Source organism: Bacillus sp. CDB3 (assembly GCF_002081505.1).
GTDB lineage: Bacteria > Bacillota > Bacilli > Bacillales > Bacillaceae_G > Bacillus_A > Bacillus_A cereus_AT.
In genome coordinates, this window is the sequence record NZ_ALBR01000116.1 from 1 (window position 1) to 15,060 (window position 15,060).

The window sequence follows — 15,060 nt, forward strand, 5'->3', positions numbered from 1 at the left end:
GGAAAGCGGATTTTTTTATGCATTCATTTTTGGATATTTATAAGTTTTGCAACACCCTCATTTCAGTAAATCTTTTCTACAGATGGGTGGGCGACCTGTCACAGGCGGAACGCCTCCAATAGTTAAACTGTCTACGTATGCAAATAAAACCTGTAAAATAGATTGATTTTTATCAAATTTGGTTATCATACTAGTAAATCCGTCCTCTCTGGAGATAGTTTGGGTTACTATCATTCTTTCAGGAAAGCGGGTTTTTTTATACATTCATTTTTGGATATTTATAAGTTTTGCAACACCCCCCAGTTATGCCAAATATCCAATGAATGCATACATTCTAATTTTTGAATTCCAACCCCAAATAGGTACTACACATGATGTTAATAAAAATGGAAAGGAAAAGATGTTATCATGAAAATTTTTAACGGATTTGTTGCTTCTACTATTATACTAGCGTCTCTAACAGGACTAAGTGAAGTGACAATAATAAATCAAGTGCATGCAGATTCACTAGATAAGATTACAAAAAATCAGGATATCACTAAGATCTCGGAAAAAAAATTGTTAACTATCAAACTAAGGAAGGAATTAAATATACCTTATGAGGATGGTATTGAGAAACAGATTCAAAGCAAGGATAGTGTGTTAGCTGATATTTTTGCAGAATACCCACAGATAACACTAAATCGTGTATTTACATCACTCTCGTCAACACAGATCCAAAGCCTGAGTACAAATAAAAAGGAAGATCATTCAGAAATATATTCCAACATGGTGAATTATTACAATGTTGAAGTTCCTAATCATGTGGATACAAGCGTATTATTAGAGAAGTTTAAAAAATCTTACATAATTGAAGATGTATATGCAAATGAAACGGAAAGTGAAAATATAGTACCGCCAGAATTACAAAGTACTCGTAATGTCTTTAACCCATTAAATAATCCTCACTTTGAAGACCAAGAATACCTAAAAGAAGCACCACAGGGTATCAATGCTCTGTATGCTTGGAATGTGAAAGGTGGGGATGGAACAGGAGCAACCTTTATCGATTTGGAACTTGGCTGGCAACTAAATCACGAAGATTTATTAAAACAAAATAAATCAAAAGTGGAGTTGATGTCTGGAATTAATGTAGGTGGATATGCTTGGCATGGAACTTCTGTGTTAGGGGTTGTTTCTGCAGAAGATAATAACAAGGGGAATATTGGAATTACTCCAAATGCGAATGTAAAAGTTATTTCCATAATAAGAGATAATGGGCAAAAGAATAAGGCTGATGCAATCTTAAGTGCTGTTGAGAATTCGAAATCGGGGGATGTCTTATTACTAGAGTTGCAGGAAAAAGTTCGCGATCAGGATGATATTAGGTTCTTACCCGTTGAAATACAACCTGAAATATTTGATGCAATTCGTGCAGGGACAGATAAAGGAATTATCATTATAGAGGCTGCAGGAAATGGTAACAACGTAAATAAAGGCAATGAAACAGGGAACGATTTAGATCAATACATAGACAGGAACGGAAAACAAGTTTTAAATAGGCAGAGTCCAGATTTTAAAGATTCGGGAGCAATTTTCGTTGGGGCTGCTTCATCCACTTTTCCTCATACACGATTATTCTATTCAAATTATGGAAGTCGAGTAGATGTTTACGGATGGGGGGAAAATGTAGGTACATTAGGTAGTGACCCGAAACTCCGTGGGAGGAAGGAAGCTAATAAAAATATGGATTGGGGTGAATTTGAGACGAATCATTACAGAAGCAATTTTGGTGGTACATCTAGTGCATCATCAATTATTGCTGGTGCTGCAGTTTCTTTGCAAGGAATAGCAAAGGCTCATGGTAAGACTCCGTATACACCAGATGAATTACGAAAAGTTTTAAGTAATCCAGAGACCGGAACAGAATCCAAGAATCCAGCACAAGACAAAATAGGTGTTTTACCAGATTTAAAAGCGATTATTAATAACGTAAATCTGTAGAATTGAACAAAAAGGGAGTTCTATTGCAAAGTTTGAAAAAACATACACCCGTTTACAAAATACGGTTATCGTTTAAGAAATTCTGAATGATTGCTGTAATTCCTTGTACATCGAAAAAGAGAAGTCTAGAATGTGACTTCTCTTTTGTTTGTATATAGCATGAATCGTTTCGATTCCTTTCAATGTACGTGAAGCATGGCGAAGACTTTGAAATCCTGCGGATTTAACAAAACGTCGCTTGACGTGTATCAGTTTCTGTAGAGGAGTTAGTTCCACAAGACCATTTTCTTCGTGCCATTGAAGCGACGATTAGTTTTGATTTTATTGAAGAAAAGTTACGTCCTTATTACCATGAAAAAAATAGCCCTTCATCTGACCAAAAAGGGTTAGGTGAAGGGCTATTTTTCTAATTTCTAACATTATTTATTGTTTTCATTTGCTAAAATGAGAAAAGGACGCTTGTGAGTGGTCTTACCCCTGTCAAGTAGACAATGTTAAAAAGACTAAGCAGCCATCGAGATTCGATATTCTATCGGCGCTCGATGGTTGAGTCGTTTTTGGAACCGTTTATAGTTATAAAAGTAAATATATTCTTCAATTGCTTGTATTAAATCTTCTTCTGTTTTAAAATGAGAGAAAAATGACTCGATACAAGCGTTATCATGGCAGTTTCCTTTGCGAGAGTGGCTACCAATGATACCTAAATCGGAAAGTCGTTTATTGTAGGCATGAGATGTGTACTGGAATCCCTGATCTGAATGGAGAATGGTTCCACGCACATCTCTTTTTTGTGCCACCATTTCAATTGTATCTAATACAAGTTCATTATCATTCCGCTTGGATATTTTCCAAGAAACAACTTCGTTATTATAAATATCTTGGACAACAGAAAGATACCGAAATCCCTCTTGGAATCGTAGGTAAGTAATATCTGTAACAAGTGCCTCATTTTGTTGGCGATCTTTAAATTCACGGTTTAAAACATTCGGAAAAACATTGGAATAGTTCCCTTTAAAGAAGCGACGCTTCTTTCGAATAATAGATTGAATATTGAGCTCACTCATTAAGCGATATACTTTTTTGTGATTTATAAAATATCCCTCTTCCTGTAAAGCGATTTTCATACGTGGATAACCATATTCTTTGTGCTTTACGTGAATAGATCGCATTACCTTTTTTAGTCGTTTCTCGGATTTTAGTCGTATGTTTTCCATACCTTTGGTATGAATCCACTTATAGTAACTGGAACGATGTACACCCGCAAATTTCGTAAGCCATATAACTGGATACTTTGTCTTTAATGATTCAATGATATGATATCTCTCTTTATGTTTTAGTACGCCTCCATTTATAGATTTGGATACTGCTTTTTTAAATATTCAACCTGCGCTTTATAGTAGTCACGTTCCTCTTCAATCGTCTTAAAATAAACACGTTTTCCTTTTAGAGGGTTTGGTATACCTTTCATTCCCCCATTTTTCCCGCGAGTATCTGTAATCTCACCACATTCTTTATATTTTTTGACCCAATTTTTAAGCTGGGTAGAACTTCTAATCTGATATCTTTCCTTTATCATATTGTAACTTCCTTCACCGTTTAAATAACTTTGAACAGCTGATAACTTTAATTCTTCTGAATAGGTATTAAATGTTGAACCTTTTTTAGTCATGAAAAATCCCCTCCAAGTAATAGTGTAACATCCATGTATGTTCATGGTCTTTTTACACTGTCTACCTAAAAGGGATAATATCATCGTATCAACTTCACCTTTATATCACAGATACACATTTAGTTGGTGAATGGCGAACAGCTTATCCGCAGCTTTATCAATATGAAGTTTATGAAAAAGAACACTCAATCCAATCTGCATACTGGGGTGGTTATATACGACACAATGTGATTCAACGTAGAGTATATAATCAACAGAAACAGTTTGTAGAAGATCAATATGTAACGGAGAATCACGCTATAATGATGTACGAACCACTATTAGCTTGTAATAGTGAGAAAAATCGAGATAAATAATAGCACATCAGTAGTTTATTCGGTTCTGGTGCAAACCTCGAATAGTGTAAAAATATAAGCTTGATTCCGAATATTAACTGGATATTTGTTATTAAAATACACGGTTTCGTTCTAGATTTCGAATGATTCATTTTCATAATCATCAAATATTCAGTTCGGAATCGTTATAAAATAATTTTTGCACCAGAACTAGAAATTCGTATTGAATTCAGAATCTTTTAAAAATAGAAAAGTGTTACAAGGCCTCATATCTAACAGTTCGTATTCGATCGCTTAATACAAAGATAGAAATACATGGGGAAGATGATAAAGAACAATTGATTAGCTTTATAAAAAAACTGGCTATTGAAGAACGAATTAGTTTGGATAATGCCAAATTAATTATAGAAAAATACAAAGATGAAAAGGGGATAGATTAATGTCTGAAGGGACTAACATTTTCATTTTTGCACTTATATTTGGAGTTCACTACTTTCTATCGAGGAGAACTAGTGTATATTCGGGGGCAATCATTCCAGTAGCTTATCTAGTGTATTGCGGTTGGATATTCATAACTCATCAAACTGATCATCTAATAACTACTGTTTTATTAATGTTATTAGGATTAGCATTATTTATTTTAGAATGGGAAAACGGAAGAGAAGCTTTTAAAAAGAATAGGAAAAATGAATTACAAAGAATGAAAATTCATGATATATAAAAAGAACCTTGACCCCGTCGCTGTCAAGCTAAGCTTTTAAATTGCTGCCAAAACGAAAAAATTGTACGATCAAAAATAAATATGGAACCAGAATGCAAATTATCAAGAATTAATAATGGAAAAGCTTTCAATTAAAATTGGTAAAATAATAAACAAATGTTGAAATCAGAAACAGGACTAAATTAAAAAAGGAGCTTCTATACTATGGAACAAATTATTTTAAATAATAAGAACGGATATACAGAGATATATTATAAGTTAATCTTTATGTTATCTTTGCTAACTTTACATAAGATCACATACGTTGAAAACAAAAAGAAAGGTCTTAAGCTGTCCCTCAAAAATGAACTAGAAAATTTAACGAAAAATAACCCTTATAACTTATAATACCTTTTTCAAAGATTAAACTTTGCAACAGAATTTTTTATCCATGTCTTAAATTGATGGGCATATATGGTGACCACTATATATGATAAAAAGGAAGGAACAAACTATCTATATAACTAGTTCGTTCTTTTTCACTTTACAGAAATACAATCGCAAAAAATCGAACATCGTTACTTACCTATAAACACTTTCAGAAATCAAAACTCATTTAGAATTCTTTGATAGAAACTTCGCGACTTTATTTCAAACCTACATTAAAAAATATCGCCAAAATTTATTTTAATACCAATCCATAATAGTGTCTTTATTCAAATGTACTTGTGACAATGGACTTTTTTGATATATTCGTTCTTGTGTTTTCATGTTATAGTAAAATCCCTTTATGTTACTGTACAACGGCATAGCTAAATATGAATCTAGATATTTAGCTATGTAATAAAATCAAGAAAGAAGGTGCTCTATGGGATTTCTGATAGCGGGATTCTTATTTTTGGTGTTACTTGTACTAATTATAAAAGATATAAAAGAATTTAAATCTAATACAGGTACTAGCTCAGTTTCTACACCTTCACCATCTAAATCTAATACAGGCACTTTCCCAGTTTCTACACACTACGCTGATAGTGGTAGTTCTACTGCTTGTGGCGGAGAATAACTGTACCAGTTAGGAAGAAAACATTAAAAGACAGATTAGCAATGTATTAATCCCTGTAACATTAGTTCTTGCTGAAGCAACTACTAGAAGTTGCAAAGTTCCACCTGCACAAAGCATTTATTTGCACCAGACCTCAGCAATTCATACTAGATAATCAAGGAGTCCGAACATGCAAAATTTATCTATCAAAAAAACTATAAAAGCTGAGATGATTTTATGAACATATTTTTATACATACTGTTGGGCATTCTGATATCATTCTTTATCATTTTTACGAAAAAACTGTCAGCTGATGAGACTGGATTTTCGAAAGAAGACGAGCGTCAAAAAAGAATTTTAACAGATGCTACCCGTACGAGTTGGCAAGTTATTATGATTTATGCACTCTTTAGATTAATCAATATAATCCCTATTTTTCAGGAATTCGTAGGTTCTTCCCAAACAAAATCGAATACGTTTTTCAATAACGGTGGGGATATATTTCTTGTGTGCTTAATTGGATACACCATTGGAGCGTCTATCTCATATTTTCGACATTCCTAACATCATACCCCTCGAATCATTTTTCTTACATTTTAATTTCACTTAGAAAACTTTACAACAGAACCTTTAAACATATTAATTGTCCATTATCTGGACAATTAATATGTTTAAAGGTGGCTTAGGTAAAGATAAAATAAATTTATTCCATCATGTTTAGAGACGATATTATATATAGATACTTCATCTACAGTTCTGTAGAACAGTTAAAAAGTGAATAGATCCCAGTTTTTTCATTGCAAAAGGTTTATTCTTACTAATTGTATTTTAATTCTATATTTTTAGAGTGTTGTTAAACTTTGCAACACAATCGATTAATTATTATTTTTACAAATCATTAATAAGATCTTAAAACAATGAAAAAGAAAAAGAAAAGGGGGGAAGGTTTGCTGGTTCTCCAGTAAATTAAAAAAAATGTTTTTAAAACGCCATTACGAACTACTAAAATTAATTTCTTATGAAAAAAGATGGTTTTCTTTAAGTGAACTAGCTAAAGAATTAAATTGCTCAACAAAAACTGTCCAAAGAGACTTAGTGAAAATAGCGGATTATTTACCAACAGATTGCTTTATTCAATCATCACAAAAAAGGGGTATACAGCTGGATATACCTGCCTCTTCTTCAACAGATATTATATGTTCTCATTATTTTAGACATACACTACTCTTTCAAGTTTTACATAAATTACTCTATAATGAAGTAAAAACAGTGGCAGATTTGTGTGAAAGTTTATATATTTCAAAATCACTACTGCGTTTAACATTACTAGATGTAGATATATTTTTGAAAAAATATAAGTTAACTTTAAAGAAAAGACCTTTAAGAATCGAAGGTAATGAAAGCAATATTATTTTCATGTATTATGAATTATATTTAAAATCATATGATAAACAAGAATGGCCCTTCCAGGAATTCAAACAAAATATGTATACTGAATTTTTTAGGAAGGTTGAAAACATTATGCCCATCAAATTTCACAGTGAGAATATTAGGAACTTGTCTATTTTTATTTCTCTTTATCTAATCAGAATTAAAAATGAAAATCCTATGCTTTTAGAAGTTGAAAACATAAAAAAAATTGAAATTTCATCTAGTTATAAAAAACTCTCACAGATTGTAAAACAAATATTTAATAAATATAATGTATCACTAGACTCAAAAGGTGTATCTATTATTATAAGTGCTATCAACCATATAGAGCATTCTCCTACAAAATATAATCATAGAAAAAAAGAAAGTGTCAAACAGTTATTCAAGAAACCATCTAATGGAATTTATCCCGAAATAAAAAAGTTAATACTATTATTTGAAGATACATTTCATATTAAATTAATAAATAATAAAGACTTTCTCTTTTCTATACTCAGTATATTCCAAACACATGAATACAAGTCAGAAATATTTTCTAAACTAAATTCTCTACAGGAGACTACTGATTATATAAAATTGAATCATCCAAATACATTTAATAGAATTAAAAATATCATTAATACATGGATGATACAGACAAATATTCAATGCCCCATAAGTGAAAATGAAATAGCAATTTTAGTTATGCATATTGAATCCATATTCATGAAAATAATAAGAGGTAACAAAAAAGTTATTTTGATTCTTAATAGTTGTGAAAATTGGAAAAAATATATTAAGGAACTTTTAAATTTTAATTATAATAAACAACTAGATTATGTAGAGGTTACCCTAGAACGTCTTCGTAATATTCAACTACATCCTAATGCAATATCTTGTATTATTACCGATACTTCATTGGATAATAAACTGAATTCTATTCCTACTATATTAATATCTAGTATTCCTACCAAGCGAAATTTGGATGAAATAGCGCAATTTATATGAGTTTATCGTAGTTGATTTGGATAGAAACAAGAGCCATCATCCCAAACATTAGGGCTGATGGCTCTTTCAAGATGCGAAAAAGATAACGATAGAAGAGTAGTGACAAGGTGTTTATACATAGAAGAGACTTGTCACTGTAAAAGGTATAACATAGAATCATTTCAAGAATCCTCAAAATAATAATGGTCTATACGATTATTTTCAGAGGGAATCATTCTTTCCTATAGAATCTATACACAATACCATTTTTAGAGGAGTGATTTTCATTGACAGAAACAGTAAAAATTGAAGAGCTCAACACGTTCTTGCCATTGGCTTCTTTAGAAGCGCTACCTGCTGAAGATCAAAAAATGCGCCTACAATACTGGAAAGAGCACTTTTCAATCAAAGAAATCTTAGAAGAATTAGGAACCTATAAAAGTAAACTCTATGATTTATATAAAAAACATGAAATTACGCCCCAAGGAACAATGCAGGCAAAACGAAAAGGAAAGACTATTCCCAAAGAAGATATACCTATCAATCTACAATATACTCATTCCACCGAATCAGCTCAAACGCAAACACTTCCACCAACCATTCCAATGCAAGATGTGCCCGTGATTTCAGAATCTGAACCTACAACGATTCCATTAGAGCCTATAGAACAGATAGAACCCTCTATTCCAGAATCCTTTCATATCCACTATGCAGGACGAAAGTCTAAACAAAAGGTCATTCATCAATTGAAAGCCCTTGCTACTTTGTTAGAAGAAGAATCTCATGAGCAATACCAGTTCTCGATTCAAATTGATACAACATCCCTAAAATAAAAACCGAACAACTTTTTTGTACACCGTATGTATAGAGTACAAATTCCTAAAGAACAATGTAAACGATTCATATTTATTCTCCTTTTGCACTTGGGGTAACTACATATAGCTACCCTTTTTTTATCATACAACACATAAATATTTACATACAATTATTTATGTGATATTATTATCATAAACGAAAGATACATTAAAGGATGAACAAACATGCAAAGAAACAAAATCAAAATGTGGATTGAACAAAATTTAGTTATGCAAGAGGAAGCGCGCACGATTACAGGTCAAACTACATCAGCATTTAACCAATCTGTACAAAATGGTAAAATATTACCGTTTGTAGAATTTGGAACGATTAGAAAAACTCGTTTATACTTACGAGAAGATTTAGAAATGTACAAATTACAGAAGAGAACACAGCGCTAGAAAGAACAGGAATTTCTTAGCCTTTCCCCTTAAAACATAGTAAAAGTCCTCTCAGCCTACCCAGCACAAAGGACTTTTACATAAACATTTCGAATTTAGAAAGGATGCAAACCATGTCCAGCGCTTTAAAAATTAAAAATGATGAAGCTATTATAACACATTCTAAAAGACCACAACAGACACCTCAAGCACCAAAAGATAAGCTACTCGCCCAATATCATACCCTATGTGAATGGCTTGAAATTAATGAATGCGAAGAATCACAGCTATACTTCTTCGGTACGCTCCTCGCTCCTATCATTCTATTTACTCTGACCTATGTGATGGGAGGTGTACACTATGGCTTCTAATGCAATCATTAACAAACTCAATGTTGGAGATTATGTGACAGTTCCTTACCGTCACGATCTATCTTTGCAATTAACAGGATATATTGTAACTGTACTCAAACATATTAGTATTGTAGATATTTCTGAAATGGAATCCTTCCTTCAACTTGGAATCAATGGACGCCAAGTCGTACGACATGAGCAGTATAAGCAAGTTCCACCCAAATTCTATGAAAAGGTGGCACAATGAGTATGTACATGTTTGATGTGAGCTATTCTGTGGATGGAAACAACTTTTCAAAGTCTTTTTTGTTGGCAGAGTCAAAAGATGGATTTGAACTCCAAAAACAAGTGCAAACCCTACTAGAACAAGAGCATATCGCACCTGTACAGATTGTAGAAACAGATTTGGAAGAACTATGACAGATGATACAGCATACACAGAAAAGAGGTGACATTTTTTGACAATTAATACCTATACACTTTCCTATACCATCGTAGCACCTAGCGGTGAAATATACCCTACTCAGGAAATGGTCATGTATACCGAATCGCAGGAATATGCAATTACGTTACTGGACAAGGAAATACAACGAAGATTAGGGAATGGCTACCATCTGCTCATCTCTTGTACAAATCAAGAAGAACCAGAACCTATCCAACTGTCCCTTTTCTAACCATAAAATGACCTGGTCAAGAAAAACTGGAACACAAATTAGATTACGCAATTGATTTTGAATATTGATAAGGAGTCATTCCATTTAATGATGAGTGAGGACGAACGGAATGATAGTACATATAAATAAATTCAGCTACTAACTGATTGACTTAAAAAAGAAAAATGAGCTTTTCTCCGTGCAAGCATTCACGTTTAAAGACGCTAAAAAACGATTCTATTACTGCGTTATCCCAACAGTTCCCCTTACGGGACATACTTTGCTTATACTGTGTTCCAGTTTTACTTTATCACCTTACATACTCATATAGAGGAATACTGAAAAATTCATCTATATATATTCCTACACAAAATCCCCTTGCGATTGCATGAAACATTCATGTGACTTTCAAGGGGATCCCCTTTACACACCTCGCTACACTCACATGTACCAAAAAAAGAGAAGGCACACAATACAACGTCAATATTGTGTGCCTTCTCTCCATATATTTTGAAGCTACTATGAAAGAAGTGAAACATGTTAAACTCCGCATATTGGAAGTCATATTAATTGATCTTCCCTATTATACAGCAAATATCGACATGATGACAGGGGAACTCCCTTATTTCATATTTTTTACTTTCATTTTACATGTATTTACATTATAGTACGTGAAATTTCCCTAGTCGTATGTAACACTATAAAACAAAATAACATTCAAATGTATGAACTCTTGGACGATGAAAATATGATAAAATTATATTGTTACTTTAAATATTTCCTAAGAAAACTCGACAGCTAATGACACCATGTATATGAAACAGCTAAATAATTATTATTTAATTATAAAACAATAAAAGCTGAAATCCTTGTGAGAGAAGGGATTCAGCTTTTTCATTTTACTAGCATACCCGTTACAACAAGTTGCAATTATACTTCAGTGTATTCGCAACTTGTGGCTATTAATATGTATGCTATATTCCACAAAAAAATTACATGTTTTTCCACCTCTTATTTAATTATATGCACGATTTATAAAAAAATACTTTATTCTTGATGTTTAGAAAACGGGATTTTTGTACAAATTGTTAGTAAAAAGTAGATGAGGTGTTCAAATTGTCTCGTTCGAAACTAGGTAAATTTATTGATAAACACAATATAAAGCAAATTGACGTCGCTAAAGCTAGTGGACTTACAACTTCAACGATAAGTCGTCTTGCTAAAATTGATTGCATTTCGCCCTCCATTAAAAATGCCAACAAAATTGTGCAAGCTTTAAAAAAATTAACAGGTAAAAATATTAAACAAAGTGATTTTTGGTCATAACAAAGGGCTACTAACTGTAGTCCTGCTGAATATTCAGTTACCAAATATCTAGTTTTTGTGAAATTTTCACGAGATTAATATAGAATGATTTATAGTATATCCTTCAGTAAAAATGTCTGTATATACACACCGTATTTTATAGCTTCACTTTCTAATTTTTTCTCCCTACAATCAGATATCGTACAAAAGATTATGATAGGTTTTACCTGTTGTTGCTTCTGATAAATGTTAGTTAAATACGCATAATACTGCATTTTCTTTTCATTCACTTTCATATGTTGAAGCCGATCGATTTCTACGAAGTGAGGAACATTGTCTTTGATGAAGAAGGCGTCTGGTACAATTGTTTTTTCTTCTCCTTGATAACGCAGAGTAATGACTTGCTCTGTTTTCCATTCGGGGAAATCTAACCACATCCATGCTTCATTTCGCAATAAGATATGTTCTAATTGATGCTTCTTCTTTCGCTCTTTCGCCTGTATACCGAGTAGTGCCATGCCTTTCTTATTGAGGTAATAGACATATTCTCGATTATGTGAAGTCACATGACAGTAAGGGCGTAAATCCTTTAGGATACGATTTGCATTCCTGATACTACCTAGACAGTGGATTGCTTGTAACTGCCTTCTAGAAGCAAAGTCAAGCTTACTTAAACTCGATAAAATCTCGATATGTCTCGCTTTTTGTTTCATCTTTTGGTGTTTCATGATGCTCCACCACCTTGTAGGGTTTCAGTAACTTCCACATCTCTTGATTAGACAAATATGGCACTTGAATTTCTTCTACACGATCTGTTTTGAAAAGCGCCCGTCCTGCTATAGATGGAAGTTCTTCTAATCCACTTTCATCTATAGCCACTTGCGAAGCAACCATAGTTGGCAAGCGGAATCCAATCTTGGCATCACTATTTTGTTTAATTTGTCGCGGCAATGTATCAGAAGTCGGGTACTGGGTGCAAAAAATCAAGCGAAACCCCAATGCTCCGCCAATCCTCGCTATTTCAGACAACATTTCTTGACACAAATAGAGCATATCTCTCTTTTGTTTTGACAATCCTTGCGTGGGACACAGATTAGCTGACTCGTCAACGATGATGAAATAACGCTCCTTGATTGGCGTATCTACAATATTAGTGAAATACGATTCTTTCATACGTACCACCTGTTCCACCATCTTGTCTCGGATTCGATTCAACATTTCAAATGCTTGCATGGGATTCTCCACTACTTCATTCACTTGTGCCAAATCCTTATAAGGACTAAACTCCAATCCTCCTTTTAAATCAATCACGTAGAATTGCACGTGATTGGGTTGCTGCAAGATTAAACTAGTCATGATGTTTTTGAGGAAAACCGTTTTACCAAAACGTGTCATCCCACTGACACACATATGCGGTGTTTTCTCAAAGTCATGATCTATCATACGGTCTAACGCTCTTCCCATAATGACTTTCCATGTTTTCTCTTGTAACAACTCTTTAGACCAATTCCACTTTTGAGGAATACGTTTCTCAAATACCCGTATGAATAATTTCCTTTGCTGAAACGATATCATCACAGGCTTATATAGTCCTTCCTCCAATACTTGCGCTAACTTCTGTATTAACTGACTTGGCATGCCTAATGGCAGCCGATAGACATATGTTGTACTGATAGCATCCTCTGTTTGTTTCAAAAATACAGGGTAATGGATTTCACCCTTATGCTGTACACATACTTTCGTGATTTCAAAAAATGCTTTGATTTTTTTCTTATCACTCAGTTCTTTTCCTTTATAAAAATAAGCGACTGTTAAAAACGTAACAGGTATCAATAAAAGCGAAAGCATATACTCCTTACCTCCTTAGAGGTAGTTGGGGTTATGTGGTATATAAAAAAGAAGTTGTTCGGATGCTCTACGACAGCCCCCTTCAACTACCCGATAAAATACTAACGTAGAAATACATCGAGCATATCACGTAGCACATACCAAACTGTACCAATGAGCAGGCATTTGAGACCCGCACGTAGCACCCAATCAGGAAGATAAAGCCCTTTGCTTTTCAACAATTTAACCGCTATAACGGTTGCCCCTGTCACACCATATACAATACCTAATTCTCCAACAATGGTCATGCTAACGCCACCCTTTCGGTTAAATGGACAGATTCCCTCGGAAATCCCTATACATCTGGTAATCTTCTAATAACTCATTCCAAGATACTGGCTGTTCTGTTCCGTGCCGTACAGATCATCTTCAATTTTCCCACTCAAATCATAGTAACCACGGTATTGTCGGTCTAAATACACGTCATGACGGAGCATATGCTCCTGTATCGCAGTGATATCCGCTTCTTTTCTTGCACTTTTGTACAGTTGTTGCAATGTACAAGAAGAATAGAGATACGGTGTGCTGTACAACATTTGATGTTGACTCATATATCTTCACCATCCATATAAATTTCTAGGCGCATTTAATAAATATGATGATGATTCATTTTTTCGAATTTGTACTAAAAAAAATACAAGAGGGCCATTTAATGGACTACTCTTGTACGTTAATTTAAAGGTATTTAAACAGCAAGGTCACTCAACTTTTTTTGCTAATATCTTTAAGTATTCATATCCTTCTCTTGTAATCAGTAGTTCTCTACCAATCATTTTCACGATACCCTTCAATAAAATATTTGAATGCCGTATCCATAAAAAAAATATATATTTAGGGTTTTTACCTAGCTTTATACTCGCCTCACGAGCCGTTAAGATCTCATTCCATATATATGACAAAAACGTTCCATCTCCCAGCGCTTTAATTTATTTATTTATTTATTTCATCATCAAAAACTATACAATATCATTTTTTTGAGGCGCTACAACTTTTTATCTTTCATTTTCTTTTTTACGTTGTTGCTGCTGTCTGGTTCTGTTGCAAAGTTTTTCGAGTGGAGCTAAACTGTAGGGAAAATGAGATGAGGAGAATGATACATGGGATATTTTAAAGGAAAACAATTCAAAAAAGATATTATTTTGGTAGCCGTTTTTCTTTAAGTTATCGCGATGTATCTGAGATCCTGAAAGAACGAGGAGTTTCTGTTCACCCTACAACCATTATGCGCTGGGTTCATGAATATGGAAATTTGATCTATCAAATTTGGAAAAAGAAAAACAAAGTTGCACACCATGCTTGGCATTTAGATGAGACTTATATCAAAGTGAAAGGAAAATGGTGTTATTTATATCGTGCCATTGATAGTGATGGTCATACATTAGACTTTCAACTTCGAAAAACTCGTAATCATCAGGCTGCGTATGCTTTTATGAAAAGATTGGTCAAGCATTTTGGAGAACCATCGGTTCTCACAACAGATAAAGCGCCTGCCTTGCTTTGT

General features: G+C 33.4%; 17 protein-coding genes and 7 pseudogenes. 16 read left to right on the top strand and 8 right to left on the bottom strand.

Translation table 11 applies throughout. The annotated features are described in order from the left end of the window. Positions 1-60: 60 nt before the first annotated feature. Positions 61-189 (bottom strand): annotated as a pseudogene (locus CDB3_RS29310) (ISNCY family transposase); the annotation flags it as partial. Positions 190-408: 219 nt separating this feature from the next. Here CDB3_RS29310 and CDB3_RS29315 point away from each other — a divergent pair. Beyond that, positions 409-1,983: a S8 family peptidase gene (locus CDB3_RS29315; protein WP_128856899.1), complete on the top strand. Its 1,575-nt coding sequence runs from the start codon at positions 409-411 to the stop codon at positions 1,981-1,983. 72 nt (positions 1,984-2,055) lie between these two features. Here the strand turns inward: CDB3_RS29315 and CDB3_RS32730 are convergent. Then, positions 2,056-2,232: pseudogene (locus CDB3_RS32730) on the bottom strand (IS6 family transposase); the annotation flags it as partial. Here CDB3_RS32730 and CDB3_RS33265 point away from each other — a divergent pair. Continuing rightward, positions 2,226-2,357: pseudogene (locus CDB3_RS33265) on the top strand (transposase); the annotation flags it as partial. The pseudogenes CDB3_RS32730 and CDB3_RS33265 sit on opposite strands and share 7 nt — an antisense overlap. A 129-nt stretch (positions 2,358-2,486) precedes the next feature. Here CDB3_RS33265 and CDB3_RS29325 read toward each other — a convergent pair. After that, positions 2,487-3,652 (bottom strand): IS3 family transposase gene (locus CDB3_RS29325; RefSeq protein WP_128856900.1). Its coding sequence is split into 2 segments (ribosomal slippage): positions 2,487-3,346 and positions 3,346-3,652, totalling 1,167 coding nucleotides; the frame shifts between segments, so codons are not numbered across the junction. Positions 3,653-3,738: 86 nt separating this feature from the next. Between CDB3_RS29325 and CDB3_RS29330 the strand changes: the two are divergent. The 12 genes and pseudogenes from CDB3_RS29330 to CDB3_RS31910 form a co-directional block, all read left to right on the top strand. Continuing rightward, positions 3,739-4,008: pseudogene (locus CDB3_RS29330) on the top strand (VanW family protein); the annotation flags it as partial. A gap of 317 nt (positions 4,009-4,325) precedes the next feature. Continuing rightward, positions 4,326-4,427, top strand: coding sequence for an SHOCT-like domain-containing protein (locus CDB3_RS33195; protein WP_372708565.1), 102 nt, complete (start codon positions 4,326-4,328; stop codon positions 4,425-4,427). Further along, complete coding sequence (locus CDB3_RS29340; protein WP_128856901.1) at positions 4,427-4,708, top strand: hypothetical protein; 282 nt, start codon at positions 4,427-4,429, stop codon at positions 4,706-4,708. The genes CDB3_RS33195 and CDB3_RS29340 overlap by 1 nt, the downstream gene beginning before the upstream one ends. A gap of 204 nt (positions 4,709-4,912) precedes the next feature. Then, positions 4,913-5,095: a hypothetical protein gene (locus tag CDB3_RS29345; RefSeq protein ID WP_128856902.1), complete on the top strand. Its 183-nt coding sequence runs from the start codon at positions 4,913-4,915 to the stop codon at positions 5,093-5,095. A 460-nt stretch (positions 5,096-5,555) separates the two neighbouring features. Beyond that, positions 5,556-5,750, top strand: a complete 195-nt coding sequence (locus tag CDB3_RS29350) for a hypothetical protein (protein ID WP_128856903.1) — start codon at positions 5,556-5,558, stop codon at positions 5,748-5,750. Between the two features lie 216 nt (positions 5,751-5,966). After that, the gene (locus tag CDB3_RS29355) at positions 5,967-6,293 is read left to right on the top strand and encodes a hypothetical protein (protein WP_128856904.1); all 327 of its coding nucleotides are present in this window, start codon (positions 5,967-5,969) and stop codon (positions 6,291-6,293) included. Between the two features lie 411 nt (positions 6,294-6,704). Then, entirely contained in the window at positions 6,705-8,147 is a 1,443-nt protein-coding gene (locus tag CDB3_RS29360; protein ID WP_128856905.1) for an AcpB/EbpR/MafR family transcriptional regulator, read from the top strand. 266 nt (positions 8,148-8,413) lie between these two features. After that, on the top strand, positions 8,414-8,959 hold the full coding sequence (locus tag CDB3_RS29365) for a hypothetical protein (RefSeq protein ID WP_128856906.1): 546 nt from the start codon (positions 8,414-8,416) through the stop codon (positions 8,957-8,959). Positions 8,960-9,166: 207 nt separating this feature from the next. Next, a complete protein-coding gene (locus CDB3_RS29370) occupies positions 9,167-9,382 on the top strand; it encodes a hypothetical protein (protein ID WP_128856907.1) in 216 nt (71 codons plus the stop codon). Between the two features lie 113 nt (positions 9,383-9,495). Next, complete coding sequence (locus CDB3_RS29375) at positions 9,496-9,732, top strand: hypothetical protein (protein ID WP_128856908.1); 237 nt, start codon at positions 9,496-9,498, stop codon at positions 9,730-9,732. After that, positions 9,722-9,961 carry a DUF2187 family protein gene (locus tag CDB3_RS29380; RefSeq protein ID WP_128856909.1) on the top strand — a complete coding sequence of 80 codons (240 nt, stop codon included), beginning with the start codon at positions 9,722-9,724 and terminating at the stop codon, positions 9,959-9,961. The genes CDB3_RS29375 and CDB3_RS29380 overlap by 11 nt, the downstream gene beginning before the upstream one ends. Next, positions 9,958-10,134 carry a hypothetical protein gene (locus CDB3_RS31910; protein ID WP_179139777.1) on the top strand — a complete coding sequence of 59 codons (177 nt, stop codon included), beginning with the start codon at positions 9,958-9,960 and terminating at the stop codon, positions 10,132-10,134. The genes CDB3_RS29380 and CDB3_RS31910 overlap by 4 nt, the downstream gene beginning before the upstream one ends. A 432-nt stretch (positions 10,135-10,566) precedes the next feature. On the opposite strand, the pseudogene CDB3_RS33200 reads toward CDB3_RS31910, so the two are convergent. Continuing rightward, positions 10,567-10,653, bottom strand: a pseudogene (locus CDB3_RS33200) (integrase core domain-containing protein); the annotation flags it as partial. An 830-nt stretch (positions 10,654-11,483) separates the two neighbouring features. On the opposite strand from CDB3_RS33200, the gene CDB3_RS29395 reads away from it, so the two are divergent. Further along, on the top strand, positions 11,484-11,693 hold the full coding sequence (locus tag CDB3_RS29395; protein ID WP_128856915.1) for a helix-turn-helix domain-containing protein: 210 nt from the start codon (positions 11,484-11,486) through the stop codon (positions 11,691-11,693). Between the two features lie 89 nt (positions 11,694-11,782). Here CDB3_RS29395 and CDB3_RS29400 read toward each other — a convergent pair whose 3' ends face one another. From CDB3_RS29400 to CDB3_RS29415, 4 genes and pseudogenes are all read right to left on the bottom strand, one after another. After that, positions 11,783-12,400 (bottom strand): replication-relaxation family protein, encoded by a 618-nt coding sequence (locus tag CDB3_RS29400; RefSeq protein ID WP_128856911.1) that lies wholly within the window; start codon positions 12,398-12,400, stop codon positions 11,783-11,785. Further along, a complete protein-coding gene (locus CDB3_RS29405) occupies positions 12,339-13,520 on the bottom strand; it encodes an FtsK/SpoIIIE domain-containing protein (protein ID WP_128856912.1) in 1,182 nt (393 codons plus the stop codon). The genes CDB3_RS29400 and CDB3_RS29405 overlap by 62 nt, the downstream gene beginning before the upstream one ends. Positions 13,521-13,621: 101 nt before the next feature. Further along, a complete protein-coding gene (locus CDB3_RS29410; protein WP_128856913.1) occupies positions 13,622-13,807 on the bottom strand; it encodes a hypothetical protein in 186 nt (61 codons plus the stop codon). 19 nt (positions 13,808-13,826) lie between these two features. Next, a pseudogene (locus CDB3_RS29415) lies at positions 13,827-14,110 on the bottom strand (hypothetical protein). Between the two features lie 546 nt (positions 14,111-14,656). On the opposite strand from CDB3_RS29415, the pseudogene CDB3_RS29425 reads away from it, so the two are divergent. Then, positions 14,657-15,060: pseudogene (locus CDB3_RS29425) on the top strand (IS6 family transposase); the annotation flags it as partial.

What these genes read in the sequence shown, in the direction of transcription:
- CDB3_RS31910 (WP_179139777.1), top strand. Translation starts at nt 9,958, where the DNA reads ATGAGTATGTACATGTTTGATGTGAGCTATTCTGTGGATGGAAACAAC.
- CDB3_RS29400 (WP_128856911.1), bottom strand. Translation starts at nt 12,400, where the DNA reads ATGAAACACCAAAAGATGAAACAAAAAGCGAGACATATCGAGATTTTA.
- CDB3_RS29350 (WP_128856903.1), top strand. Translation starts at nt 5,556, where the DNA reads ATGGGATTTCTGATAGCGGGATTCTTATTTTTGGTGTTACTTGTACTA.
- CDB3_RS29355 (WP_128856904.1), top strand. Translation starts at nt 5,967, where the DNA reads ATGAACATATTTTTATACATACTGTTGGGCATTCTGATATCATTCTTT.
- CDB3_RS29370 (WP_128856907.1), top strand. Translation starts at nt 9,167, where the DNA reads ATGCAAAGAAACAAAATCAAAATGTGGATTGAACAAAATTTAGTTATG.
- CDB3_RS29340 (WP_128856901.1), top strand. Translation starts at nt 4,427, where the DNA reads ATGTCTGAAGGGACTAACATTTTCATTTTTGCACTTATATTTGGAGTT.
- CDB3_RS29360 (WP_128856905.1), top strand. Translation starts at nt 6,705, where the DNA reads ATGTTTTTAAAACGCCATTACGAACTACTAAAATTAATTTCTTATGAA.
- CDB3_RS29375 (WP_128856908.1), top strand. Translation starts at nt 9,496, where the DNA reads ATGTCCAGCGCTTTAAAAATTAAAAATGATGAAGCTATTATAACACAT.
- CDB3_RS29380 (WP_128856909.1), top strand. Translation starts at nt 9,722, where the DNA reads ATGGCTTCTAATGCAATCATTAACAAACTCAATGTTGGAGATTATGTG.
- CDB3_RS29405 (WP_128856912.1), bottom strand. Translation starts at nt 13,520, where the DNA reads ATGCTTTCGCTTTTATTGATACCTGTTACGTTTTTAACAGTCGCTTAT.
- CDB3_RS29345 (WP_128856902.1), top strand. Translation starts at nt 4,913, where the DNA reads ATGGAACAAATTATTTTAAATAATAAGAACGGATATACAGAGATATAT.
- CDB3_RS29410 (WP_128856913.1), bottom strand. Translation starts at nt 13,807, where the DNA reads ATGACCATTGTTGGAGAATTAGGTATTGTATATGGTGTGACAGGGGCA.
- CDB3_RS29315 (WP_128856899.1), top strand. Translation starts at nt 409, where the DNA reads ATGAAAATTTTTAACGGATTTGTTGCTTCTACTATTATACTAGCGTCT.